21 protein-coding genes, 2 tRNA genes and 2 pseudogenes are annotated in these 23224 nt (G+C 61.2%); 15 read left to right on the top strand and 10 right to left on the bottom strand.

Annotated elements, in window-relative coordinates:
* Window positions 1-205 precede the first annotated feature (205 nt).
* A complete protein-coding gene (locus O1W68_RS21030) occupies window positions 206-1030 on the top strand; it encodes a formate/nitrite transporter family protein (protein WP_269306888.1) in 825 nt (274 codons plus the stop codon).
* Between the two features lie 62 nt (window positions 1031-1092).
* On the opposite strand, the gene O1W68_RS21025 is transcribed toward O1W68_RS21030, so the two are convergent.
* Window positions 1093-1428, bottom strand: coding sequence for an excalibur calcium-binding domain-containing protein (locus O1W68_RS21025; protein WP_269306886.1), 336 nt, complete (start codon window positions 1426-1428; stop codon window positions 1093-1095).
* A gap of 123 nt (window positions 1429-1551) precedes the next feature.
* Here O1W68_RS21025 and O1W68_RS21020 point away from each other — a divergent pair, with 123 nt between their 5' ends.
* Window positions 1552-1755 (top strand): DUF3072 domain-containing protein, encoded by a 204-nt coding sequence (locus O1W68_RS21020; RefSeq protein ID WP_269306884.1) that lies wholly within the window; start codon window positions 1552-1554, stop codon window positions 1753-1755.
* Window positions 1756-1999: 244 nt separating this feature from the next.
* A complete protein-coding gene (locus O1W68_RS21015; protein ID WP_269306882.1) occupies window positions 2000-3034 on the top strand; it encodes an alpha/beta hydrolase in 1035 nt (344 codons plus the stop codon).
* A gap of 16 nt (window positions 3035-3050) precedes the next feature.
* Here O1W68_RS21015 and O1W68_RS21010 read toward each other — a convergent pair whose 3' ends face one another.
* Window positions 3051-3845, bottom strand: a complete 795-nt coding sequence (locus O1W68_RS21010; RefSeq protein WP_269306880.1) for an alpha/beta fold hydrolase — start codon at window positions 3843-3845, stop codon at window positions 3051-3053.
* Between the two features lie 163 nt (window positions 3846-4008).
* On the opposite strand from O1W68_RS21010, the gene O1W68_RS21005 reads away from it, so the two are divergent.
* A complete protein-coding gene (locus tag O1W68_RS21005) occupies window positions 4009-4950 on the top strand; it encodes an AraC family transcriptional regulator (RefSeq protein WP_269306878.1) in 942 nt (313 codons plus the stop codon).
* Here the strand turns inward: O1W68_RS21005 and hisC are convergent.
* Entirely contained in the window at window positions 4934-5995 is a 1062-nt protein-coding gene (gene hisC / locus O1W68_RS21000) for a histidinol-phosphate transaminase (protein ID WP_269306875.1), read from the bottom strand. The genes O1W68_RS21005 and hisC overlap by 17 nt on opposite strands.
* Window positions 5996-6086: 91 nt before the next feature.
* On the opposite strand from hisC, the gene O1W68_RS20995 reads away from it, so the two are divergent.
* The 3 genes from O1W68_RS20995 to O1W68_RS20985 all read left to right on the top strand — a co-directional run bounded on the left by O1W68_RS20995 (window position 6087) and on the right by O1W68_RS20985 (window position 7132).
* Window positions 6087-6815, top strand: a complete 729-nt coding sequence (locus O1W68_RS20995; RefSeq protein WP_269306873.1) for a dienelactone hydrolase family protein — start codon at window positions 6087-6089, stop codon at window positions 6813-6815.
* Between the two features lie 84 nt (window positions 6816-6899).
* Window positions 6900-6989: transfer RNA gene (locus O1W68_RS20990), tRNA-Ser, on the top strand.
* A 70-nt stretch (window positions 6990-7059) separates the two neighbouring features.
* Window positions 7060-7132, top strand: a tRNA-Arg gene (locus O1W68_RS20985).
* A 1054-nt stretch (window positions 7133-8186) separates the two neighbouring features.
* On the opposite strand, the gene O1W68_RS20980 is transcribed toward O1W68_RS20985, so the two are convergent.
* Window positions 8187-9398, bottom strand: a complete 1212-nt coding sequence (locus tag O1W68_RS20980; RefSeq protein WP_269306871.1) for a saccharopine dehydrogenase family protein — start codon at window positions 9396-9398, stop codon at window positions 8187-8189.
* A complete protein-coding gene (locus tag O1W68_RS20975) occupies window positions 9391-10389 on the bottom strand; it encodes an alpha/beta hydrolase family protein (protein WP_442972427.1) in 999 nt (332 codons plus the stop codon). Before O1W68_RS20975 ends, O1W68_RS20980 begins: the two co-directional genes overlap by 8 nt.
* Before the next feature lie 149 nt (window positions 10390-10538).
* Here O1W68_RS20975 and O1W68_RS20970 point away from each other — a divergent pair, with 149 nt between their 5' ends.
* On the top strand, window positions 10539-11411 hold the full coding sequence (locus tag O1W68_RS20970) for a PaaX family transcriptional regulator C-terminal domain-containing protein (RefSeq protein ID WP_269306868.1): 873 nt from the start codon (window positions 10539-10541) through the stop codon (window positions 11409-11411).
* Between the two features lie 296 nt (window positions 11412-11707).
* Here the strand turns inward: O1W68_RS20970 and O1W68_RS20965 are convergent, their stop codons facing one another.
* Complete coding sequence (locus O1W68_RS20965) at window positions 11708-12307, bottom strand: TetR/AcrR family transcriptional regulator (RefSeq protein ID WP_269306866.1); 600 nt, start codon at window positions 12305-12307, stop codon at window positions 11708-11710.
* Window positions 12308-12446: 139 nt separating this feature from the next.
* Here O1W68_RS20965 and O1W68_RS20960 point away from each other — a divergent pair, with 139 nt between their 5' ends.
* Together O1W68_RS20960 and O1W68_RS20955 are read left to right on the top strand one after the other, a co-directional pair.
* A complete protein-coding gene (locus tag O1W68_RS20960) occupies window positions 12447-13265 on the top strand; it encodes an SDR family oxidoreductase (RefSeq protein ID WP_269306865.1) in 819 nt (272 codons plus the stop codon).
* Window positions 13266-13371: 106 nt separating this feature from the next.
* Entirely contained in the window at window positions 13372-15099 is a 1728-nt protein-coding gene (locus O1W68_RS20955) for an amidohydrolase (protein ID WP_269306864.1), read from the top strand.
* Between the two features lie 35 nt (window positions 15100-15134).
* Here O1W68_RS20955 and O1W68_RS20950 read toward each other — a convergent pair whose 3' ends face one another.
* From O1W68_RS20950 to O1W68_RS20940, 3 genes and pseudogenes are all read right to left on the bottom strand, one after another.
* Window positions 15135-15878 (bottom strand): hypothetical protein, encoded by a 744-nt coding sequence (locus O1W68_RS20950; RefSeq protein ID WP_269306863.1) that lies wholly within the window; start codon window positions 15876-15878, stop codon window positions 15135-15137.
* A gap of 34 nt (window positions 15879-15912) precedes the next feature.
* Window positions 15913-17335, bottom strand: a pseudogene (locus tag O1W68_RS20945) (hypothetical protein).
* Between the two features lie 44 nt (window positions 17336-17379).
* Entirely contained in the window at window positions 17380-17562 is a 183-nt protein-coding gene (locus O1W68_RS20940; RefSeq protein WP_269306861.1) for a hypothetical protein, read from the bottom strand.
* Between the two features lie 235 nt (window positions 17563-17797).
* Here O1W68_RS20940 and O1W68_RS20935 point away from each other — a divergent pair, with 235 nt between their 5' ends.
* The 5 genes and pseudogenes from O1W68_RS20935 to O1W68_RS20915 all read left to right on the top strand — a co-directional run bounded on the left by O1W68_RS20935 (window position 17798) and on the right by O1W68_RS20915 (window position 21068).
* On the top strand, window positions 17798-19321 hold the full coding sequence (locus O1W68_RS20935; protein ID WP_269306859.1) for a Mur ligase family protein: 1524 nt from the start codon (window positions 17798-17800) through the stop codon (window positions 19319-19321).
* A 65-nt stretch (window positions 19322-19386) separates the two neighbouring features.
* Window positions 19387-19782 carry an Hsp20/alpha crystallin family protein gene (locus O1W68_RS20930; RefSeq protein WP_269306858.1) on the top strand — a complete coding sequence of 132 codons (396 nt, stop codon included), beginning with the start codon at window positions 19387-19389 and terminating at the stop codon, window positions 19780-19782.
* A 245-nt stretch (window positions 19783-20027) separates the two neighbouring features.
* Window positions 20028-20236 (top strand): annotated as a pseudogene (locus tag O1W68_RS20925) (DUF2945 domain-containing protein).
* Between the two features lie 48 nt (window positions 20237-20284).
* Window positions 20285-20659: a hypothetical protein gene (locus tag O1W68_RS20920; protein ID WP_269306856.1), complete on the top strand. Its 375-nt coding sequence runs from the start codon at window positions 20285-20287 to the stop codon at window positions 20657-20659.
* 112 nt (window positions 20660-20771) lie between these two features.
* Window positions 20772-21068, top strand: a complete 297-nt coding sequence (locus O1W68_RS20915; RefSeq protein WP_269306855.1) for a lipopolysaccharide assembly protein LapA domain-containing protein — start codon at window positions 20772-20774, stop codon at window positions 21066-21068.
* 96 nt (window positions 21069-21164) lie between these two features.
* On the opposite strand, the gene O1W68_RS20910 is transcribed toward O1W68_RS20915, so the two are convergent.
* Window positions 21165-22952 (bottom strand): AMP-dependent synthetase/ligase, encoded by a 1788-nt coding sequence (locus O1W68_RS20910; protein WP_269306853.1) that lies wholly within the window; start codon window positions 22950-22952, stop codon window positions 21165-21167.
* Between the last annotated feature and the right edge of the window lie 272 nt (window positions 22953-23224).

The raw sequence follows: 23224 nt of genomic DNA, 5'->3' as shown, positions 1-23224 counted from the left end.
TCGATTTGAACCGTAACAGAATGATGTCGATTTATCAGGTTTGCAGTCTTTAAAAACTAGGTTTAAGCGACCTGTGCCCTGTTTACCAAGCAAATTGGGTATCGAGTGCTGGAGACTCGAGCGCTTCGACGAACCGAATTCGGCCGCATGTAGCACTGCGCCGACGAGCAGGTATCGAATGGTGACTAGCGGGTACTACCTGCGAATGAGCGAAGAAGCGCGACGTAACGACGGAGACAACGACGGTCCGCTCGAAGAGGAACTCGAGGAGAGCTTCGATGCCGTCGTCTCCGAAGGCGGTGAGCGTCTGCATCGAACCGTGCGCACGGTGCTGATCACAGGACTTTTCGGCGGTCTCGAAGTTGGGCTGGGTGTCATGGCCTACCTGGCGGTGCTGTACGAGACCGACAATCATCTACTGGCGGGGCTTGCGTTCGGGATCGGTCTGGTGGCGATCTTCCTGGCACACGGCGAATTGTTCACCGAGGACTTCCTCATGCCGATCGCGGCGATGGTTTCCCGTAACGGCACACCTGCGCAGTTGGCGAAGCTGTGGATCGGGACATTGTTGTCGAACCTGGTGGGTGGATGGTGTGTGATGTGGCTGGTCGCGCAGGCCTTCCCTCAGTGGCTTTCTGTTCTGTCGGAATCCGCGCACCACTTCGTCGATGCCCCGCTGAACCTGCAGTCGATCTGCCTGGCCATCCTCGGCGGCAGCACGATGACCCTGCTGACCCGCATGCAGCAGGGAACCAATTCCGATGTCGCGAAGATCATCGCGGCGATGTCGGCTGCATTCCTGCTCGCCGGATTGCAACTCTTCCACTCGATCCTGGACTCCCTGCTGATTTTCGGGGCCATCCACGCGGGCGCGGACATCGGTTACCGAGCGTGGATCGACTGGTTCGGATACACGGTCGGCTTCAACATCATCGGCGGCGTCGGGCTGGTCACCGCCTTACGCCTGGTGCGAACCAAGGAACTGGTGAAGTCCGAGCGTGATCGGCATTCCGATCAGCGGCCCAGCTGATCGATGAGCGGGAACCGGTCGTGTTTGCTCGCGCAAGCACGACCGGTGCCGCCGACAGTCTTCTACTCGCAGCCGATGCCGTCGTTGTCGCGATCCAGATGAGGACCGTATCCATATTCGTCGCGATAGACGGGCGCCGCACCGGCGTCACGTGCCTCGGTGCAGTTTTTGTACTGAAACGTGCTGGGAGCGTGCGCGGGCGGTGCACTCTGAGGAGCCGGCGCTGGTGGTGGCGGGAGGAACGGTGCGAGCGGCGGCGGGCAGAACTGTGCCGAGCCGGTGCCGCACAAGAAGTCGGTGATCGGATCTGCTGCGGCAACGGCCGGAGTCGTCATCATCGCTGCGGCGAGTACGAAGCCACCGAATCCAATTCGGGCGAAGAGGGTCTTGCTTGTCATTCATAGCTCCTGAGAGAGGGGGTTGTCAGCGTCGATCTTTTAGCTAAGGAGTTTGAACAGTCAACGAAGTCATTCGATCGAACGACGTGTTTGAAAGTCCAGCTACCTGCGTATTCCGAACGTATGAGCGAAGACAGTGGAGTGAATCAGAACCCCGAGAAGGATCCCGAGGACTGGGTGACCGGTGACGAGCCGATCACCGGTCCGCAGAAAAGTTACTTGAGCACTCTGGCGCAGGAAGCGGGCGAAGAGATACCGGACGATCTGACCAAGGCACAGGCGTCGGAAATGATCGACAAATTGCAAGGTGAGACCGGCCGCGGCTAGCTGGGGCGAGCGCAAGTAGTACATCAGGGTCGCAGCAGTTCGAATCCGACTGCTGCGGCCCTGCTCATGCGGCCTACTTGGATATGTCCCAAAGAATCGACAGAACTTTTGTACAACCTCTATCAGGGCTACTCTGGGCGGAACCGCGGGCCGCAGTAGGCGTACCTACTGGTGGGTCACTTTGAATCAAACGTTGTTCGTGTTGCGCCCGAAGGGGTGCGGCGGAGGAGGATTGATCAGTCGAATGCACCGTCGTGTTCTGGCAGCGCTAGGAACCAGCATTGCGCTGTCGATACTGGGGACCGGTGTGGTGTCTGCTCAACCGCTGCCCGGGACCGGAAGCTCCGATGGGCCTGCGGCGCCGTTCGGCGAGTCCGCACAGTCCTCTTCGGCTCGTATCGACCGTATCGAGATGATCACACCCCGTCGTGCTGCTGTGTTCGTGCAGTCGCCGTCGATGAACAAGATCATTCAGGTTCAGGTGTTGCTGCCTGCAAGGGGCGGTCCGCGCCCTACCCTCTACATGCTCGACGGCGTCAGTGCCGGCAAAGAATCCGACTACGCCGAGAGCACGTGGACGCAGAAGACCGACATCGTGGACTTCTTCGCGGACAAGGACGTCAACGTCGTTCTTCCGGTAGGCGGTTCGAGTAGTTATTACACCAACTGGAATGTTCCGGATCCAATTCTCGGCGTCAACATGTGGGAGACGTTCCTGACCTCGGAGCTTCCCCCGCTGATCGATGCTCGGTTCTCCGGCAACGGTACCAACGCGATTGCCGGCGTCTCCATGGGTGCTCAAGGCGCAATGGATCTGATCACCCGTCACCCCGATCTCTATACCGGCGTGGCAGGCCTGAGTGGCTGCTATGACAACTCGCAGCCGAACCTGAAAGATGCCGTGCGCGCCACCGTCGCAACAAATGGTGGCAATGCGAGCAACATGTGGGGTGAGAACGACGATCCGAAGTGGGTCGAGCATGACCCGTCGCGCAACGCAGAAGCCTTGCGCGGCAAGGACATCTATGTTTCTGTCGGCACCGGTTTGCCCGGCCCGTACGAACTGGGACCGGGTGGCACGGGCATCGAGTCGGCCGCCATGGGCGGACCGCTCGAAGCTGCCGCGCTCTACTGCACAACATTGTTCGATACGAAACTTCGATCTATTCGCATCCCGGCCAAGTTCGTCTATCGGCCTTACGGCATCCACCAGTGGCCTTATTGGCAAGACGATCTGCGCGAGTCCTGGCCGACGCTCCGCGACGCTCTGAACATCTAGGACTCGCGCGACGGGGTCAGATCGCCGAGAAGTGCGCGAGCACGTGCTCGGCAACGGCTGCGGGTTGCTCGAGCGACACCGAGTGGCCCGCAGCGTCGACGCTGCAGTGTGTCCCGCCGGATGCCTCGGCGATGTTGACGTCCGAGATGGGCGGCGGGTACGCGTGATCTTCCGTGCCGGAGATTGCGAGCACCGGCACCGTGCAGCCGTTCAATTCCTCGACGATTCGCGACCGGTGAATCACCTGGTAGGCAGAGTCGCCGATGCTGGGCTTCAGCTCCGCGATCCGGCCACGCCACTCCTCGACGGCGGGTGTGCCTGCGGACAAGCTGGTGTCTCCGAACATGATGTACAAAACGATGTCGATATTCTCGCGTCCCCCGATGTCGGCCAGTTGCTCCACGAGGGGAGCAAACACCTCCAGCTGGTGCTCCTCCTCCGCCGAAGAGCCCATTGCGACTGCGGACAGCAGCAACTCGGGGCGCCTTGCCGCCAATCGAAGCGCGACGAATCCGCCGAGCGAGTTTCCCAGAAAATGTACTCGACCCAGTTGCAGTTCTTCGATGAACGCAGCAGCGTCCTCGGTCAGGATGTCTACGGTCACCTCGGCGCGCGAATGCGTCGAGCTCTCGCCGTGGTTGCGGTGGTCGTAGGCGAAGACGCGGTGCCCTGCGGAAGCCAAGAGCTCGGCCAGCGCGTCGAACATTCGATGATCGAAGAACAGTGAATGACTGAGGACGACGGGGGTGCCGTCCTCCGGTCCAGATACCTCGTAAGACAGCGTCGCGCCGTTGACCTGGATCGTGTTCATGTCGGACTCCTGACAGATTCTTGCCGCCGCTGTGACCCCTCCGCTGTGATGGAGGACACGTGTACTCTCTGCACGGTAAGGCGCATGTATGCGACGGGTCTGCCGGTGACGCGCACGGAATCGACGGCCGGGCGCACGGATTCAGGCGCGAAAGGTACAACTTATGACTGCCACAGCGGATTATGTGGTGTCGACCATCGACACCACACTGTTGCCTGCCACGGATCGGCCGGGCTTCTGGCGTGAGCACGTTCGCTTCAACCATGGTGGTCTCGATTTCGCCTTCGACGAAACGATGGGTTTCAGCGGGAAGACCGTCGTGCAGCGGTCCGAAGAATTTCAACTGGTGGAGTTCAGTTCGGATGCGATCGTCTACTCGCGAAGCGCCGCAGCTGCTCGCTCCGACGACGACCGGACCCTGCGAGTCGTGGTCCCTCGGGCTGGCACGTTCCGATTTTCGCACGGTGACGATCGCGTGATCGTGGGCCCGGGCGCCGCGGTCGCGATGTCGATGGCGGCTCCCTTCTCCATCGAGCACGGCCCGGGCGCGCGAGCATGGGTGGTGAGCGTCCCGGAATCGGCCTGGCCACGTTCGGTCGTTCCTGTGAAGCCGCGGGTTCTCGACCTTGCCTCGGGTATGGGCGCCGTCGCAGCTGTAATGACCGAGCAGCTATCGGTACAACGAGATACGCTCTCGGCGAACAGTTTTCGTGAGGTATCCGATGCACTCACCAGGATGCTGGTCGGTGTCGCATCCGATGTGTCCCGGTGGCCGGATGTCGCGCAGGCCGCGTCGGCGCTCGTGAAAACGCAGTCCGATGACCCGACTCTTACGCCGAAAACCCTTGCTCGACGGCTCGGTTGGTCGCTGCGACATGTGCAGGCCGTCACGCAGTCGGTGGGCACCAACCCTTCGGAGATGATTCGGACCAGCCGGCTCGTTCGGGCGCGTGCTCGGCTCGACGACCCCGCTCAGTGTCACCGGACGGTCGCCGAGATCGCCCATCAGTCGGGTTTCGGCTCGGTCAGTACCTTCAATGCGGTGTTCCGTGAGGAGTTCGGGATGAGCCCTCGGCAGGCGCGGGTCATCAATGAGCGGCGGTAGCTGCGTATTTCAGGAAGGTGTCGTTCTCGTGTGGGTCGCCGATTGTGATACGAACCCCGTCGTTTCCGTAGGCGCGCAACAGTATTCCGGCTTCTGCCGCGGCTTCGGTGTAGGGGCCGGAGAGGGTACCGAGTGGTAGGAACACGAAGTTCGCCTCCGAATGCGCGACGTCGTATCCCAGCTCGATCAGTGCCGATCGAATCCGTTCGCGTTCTGCGACAAGAGTATCGGTACGGGCGAGGAGCTCGTCCTTTGCCTCGAGTGACGCCAGAGCTGCCTGCTGCGCGACGGAGCTCACCGCGAAAGCGATGCGAACTTTGCTCATCGCGGTGATCACCGCCGGATCGCCGATGGCATATCCCACGCGTAGCCCGGCCAACCCGTACGCCTTGGAGAAGGTGCGGAGAACGAGAACGTTGCGACGGTCGCGGGCCAGCTCGACACCGTCGGTGTACTCACCCTCCGGATTTTCGCGGGCGTACTCGAAATAGGCCTCGTCCAGTACCACGAGGACATGCGCGGGCACCGCATCCAGGAACCGCTCGAGGGCTGATCTGGCCACGACGGTGCCGGAAGGATTGTTCGGGTTGCAGACGAATACGACGCGGGTGCGCTCGGTGATCGCGGCGAGCATGGCGTCGAGGTCGTGCACGTGGTCCTCGTTCAAGGGGACCTCAACCGGCGTCGCACCGGCTACGCGCGCAATGATCGGGTATGCCTCGAAGGACCGCCACGCATACACCACTTCGTCACCGGGGCTGCACATGATCTGAACGACTTCCTGGCACAGTGCCACCGAGCCGTTGCCGACTGCGACGTTGGCCGGGCCGACCTTCACGTGCGCGGCGACGGCGTCCACGAGGGCAGTGGCACGGATGTCGGGGTAGCGGTTGACGGTGCTGACCGACTCGGCGATCTTCTCGCGGACGCCCGGGAGCGGGCCCTGCGTCGTCTCGTTGCTGGCCAGCTTGATCGCGCCCGGGAAGTTGCGTCCGGGTACGTAAGCGGGGATTGCGTCGAGGTCGGTGCGGATGCGGGCGGTCACGGCTCACATTATGCGCCAGGTGGGGCTGATCATTTCCTGTGCGTCCGCCGGTAATCCAGCGGGGCGCGGCCGGTCGCACTATTTTGGTGTCATGTCGGGAATCTTCACGGATGTGGCAGTGCTTCGAATCGATGTGGAAGACGATGAGCATCCGCCTGTGCAGCACAAGGTGCCCTTGACGGCCATCTCCCCGGAAGGGCACGTCCGAGGCGGGATCGTGGTGCTGCACGAATCCCGCGAACTACCGGAATCGTTACTCGACCTGCTGCGTGCGCTCGCGCTCGAAGGATGGCTGGCCGTCGCCCCGAACCTGTTCCATCGAGGAACTGAGGGCGAAGAGGTCTTCGGCGACAATCTGTTCTCCGACTTCGATGCGACCTTCGACTGGCTCACTTCCCGGGGTGTCTACCCGGACTGCGTCGGCGTCATCGGATTCGACGACGCCGGAACTGCGGCGCTGATCGTCGCAACGAACCGACCGATCGGTGCCGCGGTCAGCGTCGCGGCGGCGGGCATCGTCGAACCACTGAACGCCGACGCCATCGCGTTGATCGACGCCGCGCCCTCGCTCCAGGCGCCCTGGTTGGGCCTGTACGGCGAGAATGACCCCAGGACCCCACCGGAGCACATCGAGGGCCTCCGTGACGCAGCCACACGGTCATCCGTAGCCACCAACGTCGTCAGCTACAGCGGACTGCGCCACCGTGCCGACGAACCGCAGCCGTCACCCGGCAGTACCGAAGACAGCGATCCGGCGGCGGCGGCCCTGATCGAAGCTCAGGCCAGAATTTTCGATTGGTTCGACTCGTTCCTCAGGTGAATGGGATTTGACCTGGCGTTTTGCGTTCTCCTCTCAACCGTGTGTAATCTCGTTCCTCGGCGGTCCGAGAGGGCCGGCAGCCTAGGAGGCGTGCCAGAGCGGCCGAATGGGAGTCACTGCTAATGACTTGACCCTTCACCGGGTCCGGAGGTTCAAATCCTCTCGCCTCCGCCAAGCTGATCCGCAAGGACCAGCCAGTTTGACGCAGGACCGTTGATTCGTAAGGATCAACACAATTGAACATGCGCCCGTAGCTCAACGGATAGAGCACCTGACTACGGATCAGGAGGTTAGGGGTTCGAATCCCTTCGGGCGCACAAGATAAATTGCCCCGGACTGCAGCGATGCGGTTCGGGGCTTCTTGTTGTGTCTAGCCCGAACCCGCGCCGACTCTACTTACCGCGCAGCAAATTAAGTGCTCACCGCGCTGGCATCCGCCAGCGACAGAGCCCGCTGACGGATTTGGAAAACACAGACAGTGCGTCGAGGCCGCGATTCGATGTGAAACTTTCGATTACGAGTATCGGAAGGATTGGCGCCGAGTAATCCAGTCGGCGCGGCGTGATTTTCATGCGCTGCGCTACCCGGTTCACTGCAGTGTCGATCAGTGACGAGACAGCCTTTCGGGGGGTCACCTGTCCGTACGCAGATGCTTCCGCGAGGACCACGTCTGTCTGTTTGTCCAGCCAGCTTCGGTGTTGGCTTTCGTCGACGCCGTCCGCCGGTGCTGCCGTAGGCCCGGAAGTATGCTGTGAGGTGACGAAGCTGATGGCACCTCCGAACACGGCCAGCGCCCAACAGCAGCGCGAGGATCAAAGTCGTCACGATGAGAATGACCAGCGGTCCAACAGTTCGCAGGGCGGCATCATGTCTTCTTACTACACCAGTCAACGCATCTCTGGATGGCGACAAATTTGGATTGGTTGCTATCAAGGACGGACAGTCATCTTGGTGAGGTAGGGATTACATATCGACGGCGGCTCGTGACCGGTCGGCAGTTGTCCAGACCGCGGAGCGGCAATTTCGGATCCGACCGGACACAACAACGAGGATCCGTGGCGATCGACCTCGAACGCCCTGACAGACATGTGGGACGGGGTAATACACGTCGCTACCAGCTCAACGTACGGACCAGTAAAGTCACTGTCGAGGAGTGGACGGGCCCTGCACCGATCGACAATCAGAGGTGGGACGTAATCTCCGAGCGCGGCCTGAACAACTTGCCATCGGACGATCCACACTTTCCGTCGTCGTCGGTGTGGTTGGGCCTTTCAGCGGTGTGGTGTCATGGAAGCGCCCGCGTCCTGATCGTCCGATGGCGAGTGCCATATCGACGTTGCCCGGTCTGGGCGGATCCACGCCGCAAACTGGCTAGCGGAACTCGGATTCAACGGTGACGATCTCCCTCCAATCGGTTCGATCGAACAACCGCGCCAGCGCTGTGAACAGAACTTCCGGATCGATGACACTCTCAGGTGAGTGCACGCCGAACCGATCCGAAATGGTTCCCTCGGCCAGCCGGGATACGACCTGAGCCAGGCCCAGCGTTAAGGGGATTCCCGTCGCACGGGCCATGTCCGACAGCAACCCCGACACCGGTGAATCGTCTACAATCCGGGCCACTACGCGCATCGCTCTTCCGTCGAGCGTCCCTGTCGCTGAGGCGAAGAACAACGGCAAGGATCCGTGGTCGGCACGCATGAGCATTCGAGGTGCAGCACGGATCATCCGCCGGAGCGAGGGCTTGCCCAATTCTTCAGCGGCCGCGTCGAGATCGATTGTCCTCTTGTCGATATCTGCACGGAGTACGTCGAGAAACGCCACAGTTTCCGGTGTGATCACCATGAGATTAGCCGAATGGCCTGAGAGACTGAAGGTCCGATGAAACATCACCGGCCCCGGATGCCCGACCACGTAAGCATTTCCGCGGCGTCCGCCGGGCAGTTCCAGTGCGATGGAACGCAGCGGTGCTTCTGTGACGATCCGTCCCTCACGAACTACAGGCACCTTGCCGCTGATCTGCTGCATCCAGTGAACGGCGGCGGCACTGACCGTCTCCACCGACTTGTCCTCGCCGTCGACATCAACCGGCCAGGCCGTGTACAGGTCGTCGACAATGTCCAATCGCGAGACTGCCATCGCGGCCAGGAGGTTACTCATCCCCGGACTTGCGCCCATGCCGACCACTGCCAAGATTCCGGCTTCTCGCGCAGCGCAATCCCATTCCAGCATGTCGATTGCCGGTTCCCAGTCGTCGCAGATGTCGAGATAGTGCGTTCCGGTCTCGATCGCTGCGTGGAGAATGCCGACGCCGAATTGAAAGAACGGGCCAACGGTGTTGACAATGACGTCTGCGTCGTCGAGCAATTCACGTAGCGGGCGACTGTCCGTGACGTCGATACTGCGAGCCTCTACTTCCGCAGATGCTCGGGCCAGATCAACTGAAAGTCGCTTCGCAGCATCGATATCACGATCAGCGATTACCACCTTACCGATACCCGGCAATGTCGCAGCCAGACGAACGGCGGCCGATCCCACGGCGCCGGCACCGCCCAGAGCAACGACTTTGATTCCGTCAGCCATGAATTCCCTCCAAAAATGCAGTCTGATCTGCTAGATACCCGGGGGCGAAGATGCAACGGGGCGCAAGGACAGCCACCAGAGCCGACATCACCTCCGAGTCTTCGAGGTCCTTCTCCACAATCGAGTGTGTTGCATCGGGATACTTCTTGACCACCAATTGCCCTGGCGAGTCGAGCAAGTCGCGATATATCCTTTCCGTATTGACCACGTCCACGTTGACGTCTTGTCCGCCGATAATCAAGAGCACCGGAGCCTTCACGGTTTCGAGATCGGCTCGCGCGTCCGATCGGTAGTTCTTTCGAATGAAGTTCCATCGATCTTCGGTGAGACCGTCCGCCTCGCCGGAGGCAACGAGATCATCGAACGATGCATCACGGGCCAACAGTTCCAAGTTCTTCGCGCGGTCGACACGCGCTTTCTCGAATTCGCCGGCTGGCGCATTTCTCTCGGAAAGTTCTGCAAGGGTATTGAATTCACCTTGTTGAAGCCAGTTGACGGCTGGACCCACGGCAATGGCGAACGCGACGTCCGGGTCGAGGTTTACCACCTTGGGTATCACCCATCCTGCCTGGCTTGCACCCCACAGGCCGATACGAGACGAATCGATATCCGAGCGGCCCCGTGCCCAGTCGATTGCCGCTTCTGTCTCCGTAGCCCGATCGTCCATGCTCTGATCGAGCCAATTGCCCGGCGCCCCGTTGACCCCCGGCTTGTCCCAGGAGAGTGAGGCGTATCCAGCCTTTGCAAACGCCTCCCAGACCGGCCTGTAAAACGTCTCGTGTGTTGCATCGACCGGTCCGTCTCCGTGGACGAAAACCACGAGCCCGAAGGGGCCGTCACCGTGTTCGGGCAGTGCAAGGACTCCCTGAAGTGGCACCGATCCCCCGGTGATCCTCACCTTTTCCTCACGGATGTCATAGGTGTTCTGGTACAGCGTCCATCCCACAAGTCCAACGATCAGCACAACGACCACCGTCAGGGAAGTAACCACCCACCTGAGTAAACGAGGATTGCCCTTCCATCCACTCACCGATTGCACTGCCATCTTCCCACCTTCACGTACGAATTAGAAACGATCGTATTGATTTCGATAGTACAGTTATAGGCGAAGATGTCGAGACGCGAGGAAAGGGCAGGGCGATGACCGACAGAGACATCGATGTACCCACGAGGATTTTGATCGAGGGACTGATGCGCACAGACGGAACTGTCGACGGGCACACCCTCTATGCCACCGCCGACGCACTCGACAAAACAGATCAACAGGTTCGACTGTGCATCAAGCGTTTGGTCGCCGAGGGAAAATTCACTCAGGAGGGGCGCGGGCGGCAGGCCACGCTACGAGCCACGCCGAAAGCCATACGGGAGATGGAGCCCGACGTCGAATTCGTCCGGCTGGCCTATCGACAAGATCGCGGCACCACTACGCCATGGGACGAGTGCTGGCATCTGGTTGGATTCGCAATTCCGGAGTCGTCACGGAAAGCGCGAGATGCACTGCGCACCAGGGTGGTCTACCTCGGCGGCGCGCTCGTCCAGAGCGGCCTGTACGCCTCGCCGCACGCCTGGGAACCGTACGTTCTCGATGCGGCCGCCGAACTCGACGTCGAACAGCATCTGTCCCTGCTCACCACTCGTGATCTGAAAGTGGGCACCCTCGAAGACCCCTCGACGATTGCCGCGCAGTTGTGGGCACTGGACGAGATCGCAGACAGATACGAACGGCTGCTCGACGTAGCGACCGCTCGCCTGCACACACTGCAGAACTCCCCGGACGCCGATGCCGTCACGATGACCATCGAGCTCGCGGCGGAATTCACGCGAGCCATGGAACCGGATCCGCTCTTGCCGCCGGAATTACTGCCTACCAACTGGATCGGCAAGCGGGCGCGCTCCGTCACGGCACAGTGCTGGACGCTGCTGGTACAGGTGGGCGACGCCGACAAACTACCGTCGCTGTTCCACCTGTACGCAGATGCAATCGGTGGCGAACAGGACGCGAGCGTGCGCTGACGGGGCGGCGGTCCGGAACGACCTAGAACCTCGTCGACTGCGGTGCACGGTGCCACCAAGCCTCGATCCTGGAGCCACGGAATGTTGCTGTCCACCAGGCGCTCGAGCGCCACGACATCATCTTGAACCCACCCGTACTGGCGGGGTTGGAGACTCTGACCGGCCAGTCGGCCGCTCAGCTACTACGGGCGCTACCCAGCCTGCAGGCTCCCGCTCCGATGCACGCCGTTCCACCATCACGAAGCCGCTGATCAGCAGCTGCAAGGATAGTGCTGCCACATTGGATGAGAAGCCCCCTAGGTTGCGCTCTCGGGGTGGCGATGCGTCGACGTTGCGAGGGCAGCAACCACCTGGAGAAGATTTGCCGCACTGAAGCTTTCGGGCCGACGTACGACGTCTATCGCAGCTCCTTGGATGAGAGCGACAAGTGTGGATCGGAACGCGTCGGGATCGAGATCGTGTTCCCGAGCGAATCGGTCGGTGACTGGGTGAATCGCGTCGGTATACAACCGGAGGCCCGTGTTGATCTGGTCACGAAAGTCGATGCTTCTTCGAAAGAAGTAGAACTGGAAAAGTAGGTCGACTTCATCACGCTGAGTGTGGAGGCCTTCCAGTTCTGTGGTGATCATCTCGCGGAGGGCGACATCTGCGGGAAGGTCCTTGCCGAAGCCGTCTTTAGGCCCGTCCAGGGTTGTCTCGAGCAATCGCGCGAGCAGAGCGTGAAGCAGTCCGTTTTTGGTTTGGTAGTAGAAGTAGACGAGGCCGCTGGAGAGATCAGCTTCAGCAGCGACAGTCCTGGCGGTGACTGTTTCCAGTCCGCCATCGAGGGCCACCAGTTTTGCGGCGGCGAGTATGTCGCTCCGCCGCTCGAGTTCTGACTTCTTTGCTCCGGCCACTTTCGAGAGCCTAGACCTGTCCAGCGATACGACCAGCAGATATGACGTTGTCGAGGCTCACATTGCAGTCATTGACCAGTTGGTCAATACTTGCGGTATGGATGTTGCTTCATCGATTTCGACTGCTAGGAGAAGAACTGTGTCTCATTCCCTGAGGAACCAAAGCGTCTTGGTCACCGGCGGCGGCAGTGGTATCGGCCGACTTCTCGCCTTGGGCGCTGCTGAACGCGGAGCCCGGGTCATCGTGTGGGATCTTTCCGACGAAGCCGGCAGGAACGTCAGCCGGGAGATCGTTGCCGCGGGTCACTCCGCCGAGGCCTACACCGTCGATGTATCCGATCGCGATTCTGTCCAGGCCGCCGCGAAGCTAACTGGGCCTGTCGACGTCCTGATCAACAACGCGGGGATCGTCACCGGCAAGAACCTCCTCGACGCCTCCGACGACGCCATCGAGCGAACGATCCGCGTGAACACGCTTTCCCTCTTCTGGGTCACCCGGGCCTTCCTCGGCAACATGATCGAGAACCGTCGCGGTACCGTTGTCACCGTCTCCAGCGCTGCTGGACTTGTGGGGGTCGCCAAGCAAACCGACTACTCCGCGAGCAAGTTCGCAGCCTTCGGTTTCGCTGAATCACTCCGTGTGGAACTCTCGAAAGCCAACGCAGGTGTCAACTCGTTGGTTGTGTGTCCGTACTTCGTCAGCACCGGGATGTTCAAGGGTGTGCAGACGAAATACCCACTCCTCCTGCCGATCCTCACGCCCGAGTTCGTGGCGGAGAAGACTTTGACAGCGATCGAGAAGGGCCGGCACGAGTTGATCATGCCCCGATTCGTGAACCTGTTGTCACCGGCTCGCGTGCTCCCGGTTCGCTGGTTCGACAAACTCATGAATCAGCTCGGCGTCAACAACACAATGGATCATTTCGTCGGCCGCGTCGAGGCGAAGAGCAAGAGCTGACGGTCCCGGCAAGGGACGAACCAGAGCTTCCGTAGGAGTGATAGGTCCCAGCTGTCCGGTCTGCTCGGCTATAGGGTGATCTTTCGCACGATCTGAGGAGCAACCGATGTCTCACGTCATCGTCAAGGCATCGACAGTGATCACCGTCGACGCCGAGCGTCCGCGCGCGGAAGCAGTTGCGGTGGACACCGAGACCGGTGTGATCATTGCGGTAGGCACCTTGGCTGACTGTCAAGGTGCCTCTCCCGATGCGACGGTCACCGACCTGGGGTCCAGCGTTCTGCTGCCTGGTTTCATCGACTCGCACAATCACCCAGGACTCTCCGGGCTTGTCACGCAGGCACCGGCCTATTGGATTGCTCCCTACGTCGGCTACCCATCGTTTGCCGACGTCGAGGCGCTCTTCCACAAGGCCAACGCAGAGGAGCTTGCCGGTCAGCCACTGTTGTTCAACGGTCTCGATCGAATGCTTCAAGGAGCTCCGGAGCTCGACCGGGTGAAGCTCGACGCCTATTTCCCTGATCGAGCGGTGATCGTCTTCGACAACTCGGGCCACGAGGTGTACTTCAACTCGGGCGTGATCGCCGCGCTGGGATGGCCGAACGGCACACCCCCAGCGGATCCTGCCGGCGCGTCGTTCGGTCGCAACGAGGACGGCACCTCGAACGGACTCGCTTACGAAAGTACGGCAATCGCACAGGTCCTGATGCCGATGTTGCCGAAGATCGTCGGTCATCCGCTGCACTCGTGCGCGCAGTGGTACGCGCTCATGGCTCGCCACGGAGTGACCGCGACTTCGGATCACTCGTACTCCGATGACAGCAAGCCGATCTTCGAGGCGTTGGCCTCGACGTCGGATTGCCCGATTCGGGTCTCGCTTTATCACGTATCGACCGAGTCGACCTGTGGCGAGCCGTTCAGCTCGCCGGTCCCGGACAGCATGCTGCGCAAACAAGGCATCAAACTGTGGGCGGACGGTGCCCCGTGGGTCGGAACAATTGCGATTTCCTTCCCATACCTGGATACCCCAACCACTCGTAATGCGCAGATCGCTCCCGGCGCGACCTACGAGACAAAGATGAACTACTCGCGAGCCGAACTGGACGCGGCTCTTGCTTCCCACGCCGACAAAGGATTTCAGTTCGCGTTCCATGTCAACGGCGACGTCGGACTCGACATTGTTCTCGATGCCTACGAGCGCGCGCTGGCGCTCAACAATCTGACCGGTACAGATCACCGGTGGCGGGTGGAACACCTCGGTGCCTGCAGGGGAGATCAGTTCGTGCGCGCTGCGAATCTTGGCATCGTGTTGTCGATGGGGCCTTACCAGCTGATCTACTGGGGAGACTTGCTGGACGGCGAGATCTTCGACAGCTCGATCGGGGCGCAGTGGCAACGGATCGGAGACGCGTTCCGTGCAGGTGCTGTCGTGGCATTTCACAATGACGGAATGGTCAGCCCGCCCGATGTGCTGCTGAACATTCAGACCGTGATCACGCGGAGGACTCCGTCTGGACAGCTACATGGCCCGGAGCAGGTCATCAGTCTGGATGACGCCATCAAAGCGCAGACGATCAACGCGGCGCACGTCCTGCATCGAGACCACGAGATCGGCTCGATCGAGGTCGGAAAGCTCGCGGACTTCACCGTGCTTTCGCGCGACCCCTACGAAGTAGAGGCCTCCCGGCTGACTACCGACGTCGCGGTGGAGGGGACCTGGGTGGGTGGCAAGCCGATCGATCTCGACGCATTCCTCGAGCAGGTTCGAGCAACCGACCCGTCCGAGCATCACGCAGCAATCGTCGACGCGGGTACGCACATTCACCGCTGCTGAAGCTGGGGCACGGGTACATCACTCGAACTGATCCACTAGCGGCCTGCTCGGACGAACAGGTCGTCGTCCATTCGAGCGTCGACGGCGATGATCTTCAGATCGAGATCGCACTCGTATGTAGGATTTTCCGGCGCTGGGCCGACGTAGACGCAGATGCCGGTTTGGGCGTCGAGGCGCACGGTCACCGGAGGTCCCGAAACCCAATGATCGGTCTCGTAGTCGAAGTGCCCGTTCAGTAGGGGGCAGCATTCGCATCGGGCGTCGTATTCGTCCGTGGTGCGGGCGATCACCTGCCAAGCCGGTCGGCCGTGGTGGTCCACGATCTGCGCGTCGGACAGTTCCGTGACCGTCGTCGTGGACTCATGGTCGTGGGCCGATCGGGTGAGCTCGATCGGGTTGAGCATCGCGATCCACCGATAGTTCTGGTAGAACGGGTCATCCCAGTCCACCAGCCACGAATCTGTCACGGATGGCAGCGCCGATACCAGTCCGTCGACGTCGAACACCGGAGTCACGTCCGCGGCCCACTTCGTCTCGGGCTGCCGCGATATCCCGTCCGAGTACACTGTCGTCGTTCCTGCGAAAGGATCTGTTGCACAGCAGAGTTCGTCGATCTCGCCGTCGGCGGTCTCCACCCGCAGAGATCCGGGGCGTCGAATCCAGGCGTGCACGGCGGAAGTTTGACGGGGAGGGACGAATTCGAACTCGACTGTCGTCCAGCGCCACGGCGACGACTGAGCCAACCGGCGGAATTGCTCGACGGACGGGGATTCGATCATGTAGCCGATCATGTCAGGCCGCGTTTTCTCCGGATCAGGAGTGCAGCCGTCGAGCCAAGTAAGGGCCCGTGATGCTGTCCGTAGACGCGGCCACCTCGGTCGGTGTCCCCGTTGCGACCACGGTGCCGCCCTTGTCCCCACCGCCGGGTCCGAGGTCGATGACCCAGTCGGCAGAGGCAATGGCGTCCAGGTCGTGTTCCACCATCGCGACGGTATTGCCTGCGTCGACCAGGCGGTGGAGCTGGCGCATGAGGTCGGGCAGCGTCCTTCGGGGACGTTGAAGGAGAACCGGCCGGGCGCCCAGCCGCGGGCCTTTGCCTCGTCGGTGTCGGCGAACAGTTTGCGGACGATGTCGAACATTCCGACGTAGGTGGCCAGTGTCGAGCGGGGTGTACGGCCGATGGGGCGCTGATCCACGCGGACCACCGGTTGAACTCCTCGAACCCGTCGACGTCGGCCACGTCGATCTCGATCCGCGCGTCGTCCTCATCCGTAGCGGTATCGAGTCGATGACGCGCCACCTCGAACAAGACTTGGATGACGAGTGTCGACTTCCCAGACCCCGACACGCCGGTCACCGCGGTCAGCACCGCCGAGGGGAATTGCAAGGACAACCCGCGCAGGTTATGGCGGGTGACGCCGGCCAGAGTGAGCCAGCCTCGGGTCGGTCGCGCCTGACGACGAGGGGACTCTGCACGCCCGAACAGATGGTGCCCGGTAACCGACTCCTCGATCTGCTCGAGCCCGGCCACCGGGCCGCTGTACAGCAACCGGCCACCGCCTTCACCTGCAGCAGGTCCGATATCGACCACCCAGTCGGCCCGTCGGACCACATCCATATCGTGCTCGACGACGAACAGTGAGTTGCCGGATTTCTTCAGCCGATCCAACACGTCGAGCAGCGGTTCGGCGTCGGCCGGATGCAGGCCGGCGGACAGTTCGTCCACGGATGCTCAGCGAAGGGTCGGGAACCAGCAGCTCCGTTGTCACGTCGCGGAAGACGCCGAGCCCGCCGCATCGCGGGCATACTCCGGCGACGGTGTTGGGGGAGAACGATTCCGCCTCGAGACGTGACGCCCCATCCGGGTAGGTACCGGCTCGGGAGTAAAGCATCCGCAGCAGGTTCGACAAAGTGGTGATCGTGCCGACGCTGGAGCGTGAACTGGGCGCGCCTCGGCGTTGCTGCAGCGTTACGGCAGGGGTAGTCCGGTGATCGAAGCAACGTGCTGTGCGCCCACCTGCTGCAGGAGCCGACGGGCGGTACGGGCCACCGACTCGAAGTAGCGTCGTTGAGCTTCGGCATACAAGGTGCTGAACGCCAACGAGGACTTGCCTGATCCCGACACGCCAGTGAACGCGACGAACGCGTTGCGGGGGATATCGACATCTACTGCTGCCAGGTTGTGCTCGGTAGCGCCGCGAACGCGCACGTACCCGTCCCACGATGCGTCCGTCATCGTCCCGACAGTAGCGCGGGTGGCTATATTCGTCCGTTACGCGGTCAACTTGCTCGACGGGGTTTGGGGTGGGTACTTGCCATCGGGTGTGCCTGAGGGTGAGTGGCGTCCATGGCCGAGTCCGGCGGGTAGCTGCGAGTGGGCGCATGCCCGACGTCCTCGTGGGCCATCACGCCCTTCCACCAGTCGTCCATCGAATCTGTTCTCGGCCACACGATCGGTTCCATCAACGACCCTCCGCTGCATCAGTTAATCGAGAAGTGCCGCAGCGAATTCGAGTTACTGATTGACTGCGGTATCTGCACGGTCAATACGCCTGACGGCTTAAGCGATATGTGTCCAACCTACGCCCATGGCGCGTAGGACACCACCGCATCTGGAACTTCACCGTGCTGGAGATTCGTTCCTGACGGGGTGCTTCCGGATTGTTTGCGCATGTTATAGAGGGGGTAAAGAGTGACGATGTCGTGCAGCGGTACCCCGCGGCCCCTTCCCGACCTGATGTCGGCCCAACCGGCCTTCACTCTCGTCGAATTGGCCGAGTGGCTCGACGCCTCGGTCCCCTCTAGTGCGGCTGTCACTTTTACCGGAGTCTGCACCGATTCACGTGCCGCGGAACCGGGAGATCTGTATTTGGCGCTACCCGGCGCACATGCACATGGGCTCGATTTCGAAGCCCAAGCATGTGCCCGCGGCGCCGTCGCGGCGGTCTCCGATCGTGCCGGCGCGATCTTGCCTACGGTCGTCGTCCATGATCCGCGACGATGCGCAGGACCGGTCAGCGCACGTATCCACTCCTATCCGTCGCAGGCAATGGACGTCTACGGAGTCACCGGCACCAACGGCAAAACGAGCACGACCTACCTGCTGAACGCGGCCCTCATCGCTGCAGGCGAGAAGGTCGGGACTCTTACGGGTATCTCGATCTCCGGTCCGGGTGGTGTTTTCCCGGCGACCCGGACCACGCCGGAGGCGGCTCTGCTGCAGAAAACACTCGCACGTTTTCGTGACGAAGGCGCAACTGCCGCAGTGATGGAAGTGTCCTCGCACGCTGTTGCGCATCGGCGGATCGACGGCACCCGATTCGCTGCTGTGGGCTTTACCAATCTGTCTTCCGACCACCTTGATTTCCACGGCTCCATGGAGAAGTACTTTGCGGTGAAATCGGAACTGTTCACACCGCAGCGAGCGGCGGCGGCGGCGATCGGGATCGATGACGACTACGGCCGTCGACTCGCAGCCACCATCGAAATACCCTGCTGGACTTGGTCCGCCACCGATACTCGAGCCGAGATCTTCGGCGACGCCATCGAGTGCACGGTATCGGGGACTTCGTTCACCGCACGAACGCCTCACGGTAGCTTCGACATTCGTCTTCCCCTGCTCGGTCCGCATCAGGTTCACAACGCGCTGGCAGCCATGTCTTTGCTCGCGGCGAACGGTAAAGATCTCGGGTCGGCAGTCCTCGGTTTCGAACGGGTGTCGTCGGTGCCGGGCCGGCTCGAACGCATCGATGCCGGGCAACCGTTCCTCGCTCTTGTCGACTACATGCACAACACGGCAGGTCAACGCCAGCTACTACCGTATTTGCGAACCCTGACCACCGGACGCGTGATCGTGGTCGTCGGCGCCACCGATGACCGAGACCCAAGCAAACGGTTCCCACTCGGCGCAACTGCCGCTGAGCTGGCCGACCTGGTGATCGTCAGTGACGAAAGCTCCTACTCCGAAGACGCAGCAGGCATTCGTAACGAGGTCGCCGCCGGCGCCGTCGCAGCGCAGTCCGCCATGGTCGTCGTCGAACCCGACCGTCGACGCGCTTTCGATCTGGCCGTAGCCAACGCGCAGCCCGGTGACGTGATTGTCGTGGCCGGGCGTGGATGCGATACCGAACAAGTATTCGGCGACACTGTCCTGCCGTTCGACGACCGCGAAGAACTGCTGGCTGCACTGCAATCCTGCTCGACGGGAGTCATGCGGTCGTAGATTCTCGGGTTCGTTGTCTTCGGTGGACTACTCGCGCTGAACTCTCGGCTGCGCTGTCGTACAGCATGTTGCTCGGAGCATCGAGCGGCTCGGGCCGTGTTCCACGGTTCATGCCCATGGACCTGTACAAGGTCGACGATCGCTACATTCTGAGCGCTGACCTACCCGGTGTCGATCCTGGCTCGATCGACGTCGATGTGGACCGCGGCACGCTTACTCTCACCGCGCATCGCACTGTGCCGGAATCCGATGGTGTGCAATGGATTTCCTCCGACAGGTTTGCCGGTACGTTCCGCCGTCAGGTTTCCCTGGGTGAGGGAATCGATGTTGAAAATATCTCGGCAACCTACGATAACGGCGTCCTGTCGGTGATGATTCCTCTCGCCGAACGCGCAAAGCCCCGTAAGATCGACATCGCCTGCGGTGAATCGCAGCGATCGATCGAAACTCACTCCACCTGAGGGACATTCGGCACCGCGCCGTTTACGGAAACGAGGTGATCTGTGATGGAAACAGCGCTGTGGCCGGGCAATCCGGATCGTGACGAGTGGTGGCTTTCGGTCCTCGGCTCGGGGGCACCGGAGTGCTTGACAACCGATGTGATCGAACAACATCGAGACGAACCACTCGACGACGACGAATATCCGCGCGCGACGAGCCGAGATCCGTTGCGTGCTCGCCCGCCCATTGAAGAGGGGGAGAGTTTATGGCAACCACGTTCTCGGTAGGCGACCACGTGCGTTGGAACTCCGAAGCCGGGTACGTGCAAGGCACGATCACGCGGGTCCACACCGAAGACGTCGATTACAAGGGACATACCCGCCGCTGCAGCCGGACGAACCCCAGTACGAAATCAAGAGCGACAAGACCGACCACGTTGCGATGCACAAGGGCAGCGCGTTGACGAAGATCTGATCCACGAACCCGACCTCGCCACCGAGCAGGGAGATTAGGTTGGGAAGTATGACCGATGATGTGGAAAAGCGATGGAATGACCCCGGGGGGTCTGGCGGTGTCCGCCGTGCCGCCCTGTTCACCGTCTCGGTCATCGTCAGTGCGCTGGTGGTGATGGTCGGATGCATCATGTGGGCGGTCTGGGGACCGCACTCGGGTCAGTGTCGCGACGCGGCGTTTGCGGTGTGCGCCGAGCCCGAGCGAACGATTCTTCTCGTTGTTCCGTCCGCTCTGTTGCTGGTCGGCGGGTTGTTCGCGTTCGTACAGACGTATCGGGTGTGGCGCAAAGGTGGCACTTGGCCGATTTGGCAGGGAGCCGGGTGGGCCTTGTTGGTCTCCATGGTCATCTACATGTCGATGTCGTTGAGCGTGTTGAGTCGATAACGCTCGACGCCGAATCGAAGCGGTCCACCGAAACGCATTCAAGTGAAAGGCGTCGGTTTCGCCTCTACATCCGCCGGGTAGCTACCTATCGACACCTCGACAAGGAGCCACGATGAACGAACGGCCTCAGCAGCCCGAGACCACCACAACAACTTCTACGCAACCTGCGGCGCGTTCCTCTCATAGCGCAACGCGAATCCTCACCGGAGTTGCCGCTGTATTTTTGGCGATCGCGTTGGTGATATTCGTGTTGCAAAACACAGAAAAGGCGCACGTCGAATTTCTCGGGTTGAACCTCGATGTCGCCCAGGGCGTTTCACTACTTCTAGCCGCGATCGTAGGCTTTCTGATCGCAGTCCTCGGTAGTGGTGTTATGCGCCTACGACGCCGGGTGCACAACCGTCACTGAATAGGCAGCAGCTAGGAAGCAGTGAGGCACGCAAGGATGGCGACCTGACAGAAGGCCGCAGGTGCGATTCGGATTCGACTGGGCAGACTCGACGGGTCAGGAATACAGGTCGCTGATGTCGGCTCGGTGAACTTCGTGGATTATGTTGCGCTTGAGCTTGAGTGTCGGAGTCAGTTCGCCGCTCTCCTGGGTGAAGTCGCGTTCGAGGATCGTGTACTTCTTGATCTTTTCGGGGTTGGACACTTTCTTGTTCGCCTCCGCCACGGCTGAGTCGATTTCAGCGATCAAATCGGCATTGGTCACCAGCTCGGAGGTTGTCGTGGTGGGAGGAAGGCCGTTCCGCTCGACCCAAGCGGGCAAGGTTTCCGGGTCGAGTGTGATCAGTGCGCCGATGAACGGCTGGGCGTCACCGACCACGATGCACTGGCTGATCAGTGGGTGTGCGCGCATCGAATCTTCCAGGCCCGCCGGTGCGACGTTCTTGCCACCCGCGGTGACGATGATTTCCTTCTTACGACCGGTGATCGAGACGAATCCCTCATGGTCGATCGAGCCGAGGTCACCGGTGTGGAACCAACCGTCGATGATCGATTCGGCAGTTGCCTTCTCGTTCTTCCAGTAGCCGGCAAATACGACCGGACCGCGAAGGAGAAGTTCGCCATCGTCGGCGATACGCGCGGTGTGGCCGTCGACCGGTTTGCCTACCGTGCCGATGCGCTGCGCATTGGAAGTGTTGATGCTGAAGGCGGCGCTCGATTCGGTGAGTCCGTATCCCTCATAGATCGGGATGCCGACGCCGCGGAAGTAGTGACCTAGGCGTGCGCCGAGCGCGGCGCCACCGGAGAATGCTTGCTTGCACTCGCCACCGAGAGCTGAGCGCAGTTTCGAATAGACGAGCTTGTCGAATATGGCGTGCTTGAGCCTGAGTGCTATTCCTGGGCCGCCCTTTTCGAGGGATTCGCTGTATTCGATTGCCGTTGCTGTTGCTCTGTCGAAGACACCGGCCTTGCCGTTGTCCACGGCCTTTTGGCGCGCCGAGTTGTAGACCTTCTCGAATACGCGGGGCACCGAGAGGATGAAGGTGGGCTTGAAATCGGCGAACTGGTCGAGGAGCGTCGTCAAATCCGAGGTGTGGGCAACGGTTACTTTCGACTCGAACGCGCCGAATGAGATCGCTCGCGCGAACGCATGGGCGAGCGGCAGGAACATCAGGGTCTTCTTGCCCGGGATCATCGAATCCGGAAGCGCCAGCTGGCAAACGGCCGCTTGCGCATAGAAGTTGGCATGCGTCAGCTGGACACCCTTGGGGCGTCCTGTTGTGCCGGAGGTATAGATCAGGGTCGCGGGTGAGGCTGCAGTGACCTGGTGACGACGAGAGTGCAGTTCTTCGTCGGTGATTGTGGAGCCGCGGTTGGCGAGCTCGTCGATCGCACCCGATTCGATGACCAGAACCTCGCGGAGGGCGTCGGCGCCGTCGGTGACTTCCTGGTGGATCTCCGCATGCTTGGTCGTTTCGACCACGAGAAGCGTCGTCGCGGAATCCTCGAGGATCCACTGCGCCTGATCGGGCGAAGATGTCTCGTAAATCGAGACAGTGCATCCGCCGGCAGTCCAGATGGCATAGTCCAAAACGACCCACTCGTAGCGGGTCGAAGAGAGGATGGCGACGCGGTCGCCGAGCTTCAGCCCCGACGCAATCAGACCCTTTGCGGTTGCGGACACTTGCTTCGCGAATTGAGCTGCGGTGACGTCGATCCATCCACTGTTCGACCGCCGCTTGAACGGCGTGAATGTGGGGTCTTCCTCAGCATGGCGGAACACGGAGTCGGCCATCGACACGTCGGCCGGAATCGAGAACGACTGAGGAACTGAGAACTCACGCACTATTGACTCTCCAATGACGGCACTGCCGGCTGATTCGGTAAGAAGGGTGTCGCTGAGCTTGGGTGCATTGAATATCCAAGAAAGACAATGCTATTCGAAGGTCTTTCATAGTTGAACGTCACGCTGTCGTTAAACTTGCGACGCTGCCACCATCTGGTCACGTTCGACGACCTTGACGCGTTCGCGGCCTTCGGTTTCGCCGAGGCTGCGTTCGTGGGCGTCGAGGCGGTACCAGCCGTCCCAGGTGGTGAAGGGGACTTTCTTGCTCTCGA

This window comes from Rhodococcus sp. H36-A4 (assembly GCF_027158005.1).
Classification (GTDB): Bacteria; Actinomycetota; Actinomycetes; order Mycobacteriales; family Mycobacteriaceae; genus Rhodococcoides.
This window is presented reverse-complemented; position numbering and strand designations above follow the sequence as displayed.

Bases quoted from the DNA above. Each gene is read 5' to 3' on its own strand.
- O1W68_RS21030 (WP_269306888.1), top strand. From the start codon at position 206: ATGAGCGAAGAAGCGCGACGTAACGACGGAGACAACGACGGTCCGCTC.
- O1W68_RS21025 (WP_269306886.1), bottom strand. From the start codon at position 1,428: ATGACAAGCAAGACCCTCTTCGCCCGAATTGGATTCGGTGGCTTCGTA.
- O1W68_RS21020 (WP_269306884.1), top strand. From the start codon at position 1,552: ATGAGCGAAGACAGTGGAGTGAATCAGAACCCCGAGAAGGATCCCGAG.
- O1W68_RS21015 (WP_269306882.1), top strand. From the start codon at position 2,000: ATGCACCGTCGTGTTCTGGCAGCGCTAGGAACCAGCATTGCGCTGTCG.
- O1W68_RS21010 (WP_269306880.1), bottom strand. From the start codon at position 3,845: ATGAACACGATCCAGGTCAACGGCGCGACGCTGTCTTACGAGGTATCT.
- O1W68_RS21005 (WP_269306878.1), top strand. From the start codon at position 4,009: ATGACTGCCACAGCGGATTATGTGGTGTCGACCATCGACACCACACTG.
- O1W68_RS20995 (WP_269306873.1), top strand. From the start codon at position 6,087: ATGTCGGGAATCTTCACGGATGTGGCAGTGCTTCGAATCGATGTGGAA.
- O1W68_RS20980 (WP_269306871.1), bottom strand. From the start codon at position 9,398: ATGGCTGACGGAATCAAAGTCGTTGCTCTGGGCGGTGCCGGCGCCGTG.
- O1W68_RS20970 (WP_269306868.1), top strand. From the start codon at position 10,539: ATGACCGACAGAGACATCGATGTACCCACGAGGATTTTGATCGAGGGA.
- O1W68_RS20955 (WP_269306864.1), top strand. From the start codon at position 13,372: ATGTCTCACGTCATCGTCAAGGCATCGACAGTGATCACCGTCGACGCC.
- O1W68_RS20950 (WP_269306863.1), bottom strand. From the start codon at position 15,878: ATGATCGAATCCCCGTCCGTCGAGCAATTCCGCCGGTTGGCTCAGTCG.
- O1W68_RS20940 (WP_269306861.1), bottom strand. From the start codon at position 17,562: ATGGAACCGATCGTGTGGCCGAGAACAGATTCGATGGACGACTGGTGG.
- O1W68_RS20935 (WP_269306859.1), top strand. From the start codon at position 17,798: ATGTCGTGCAGCGGTACCCCGCGGCCCCTTCCCGACCTGATGTCGGCC.
- O1W68_RS20930 (WP_269306858.1), top strand. From the start codon at position 19,387: ATGTTGCTCGGAGCATCGAGCGGCTCGGGCCGTGTTCCACGGTTCATG.
- O1W68_RS20920 (WP_269306856.1), top strand. From the start codon at position 20,285: ATGACCGATGATGTGGAAAAGCGATGGAATGACCCCGGGGGGTCTGGC.
- O1W68_RS20915 (WP_269306855.1), top strand. From the start codon at position 20,772: ATGAACGAACGGCCTCAGCAGCCCGAGACCACCACAACAACTTCTACG.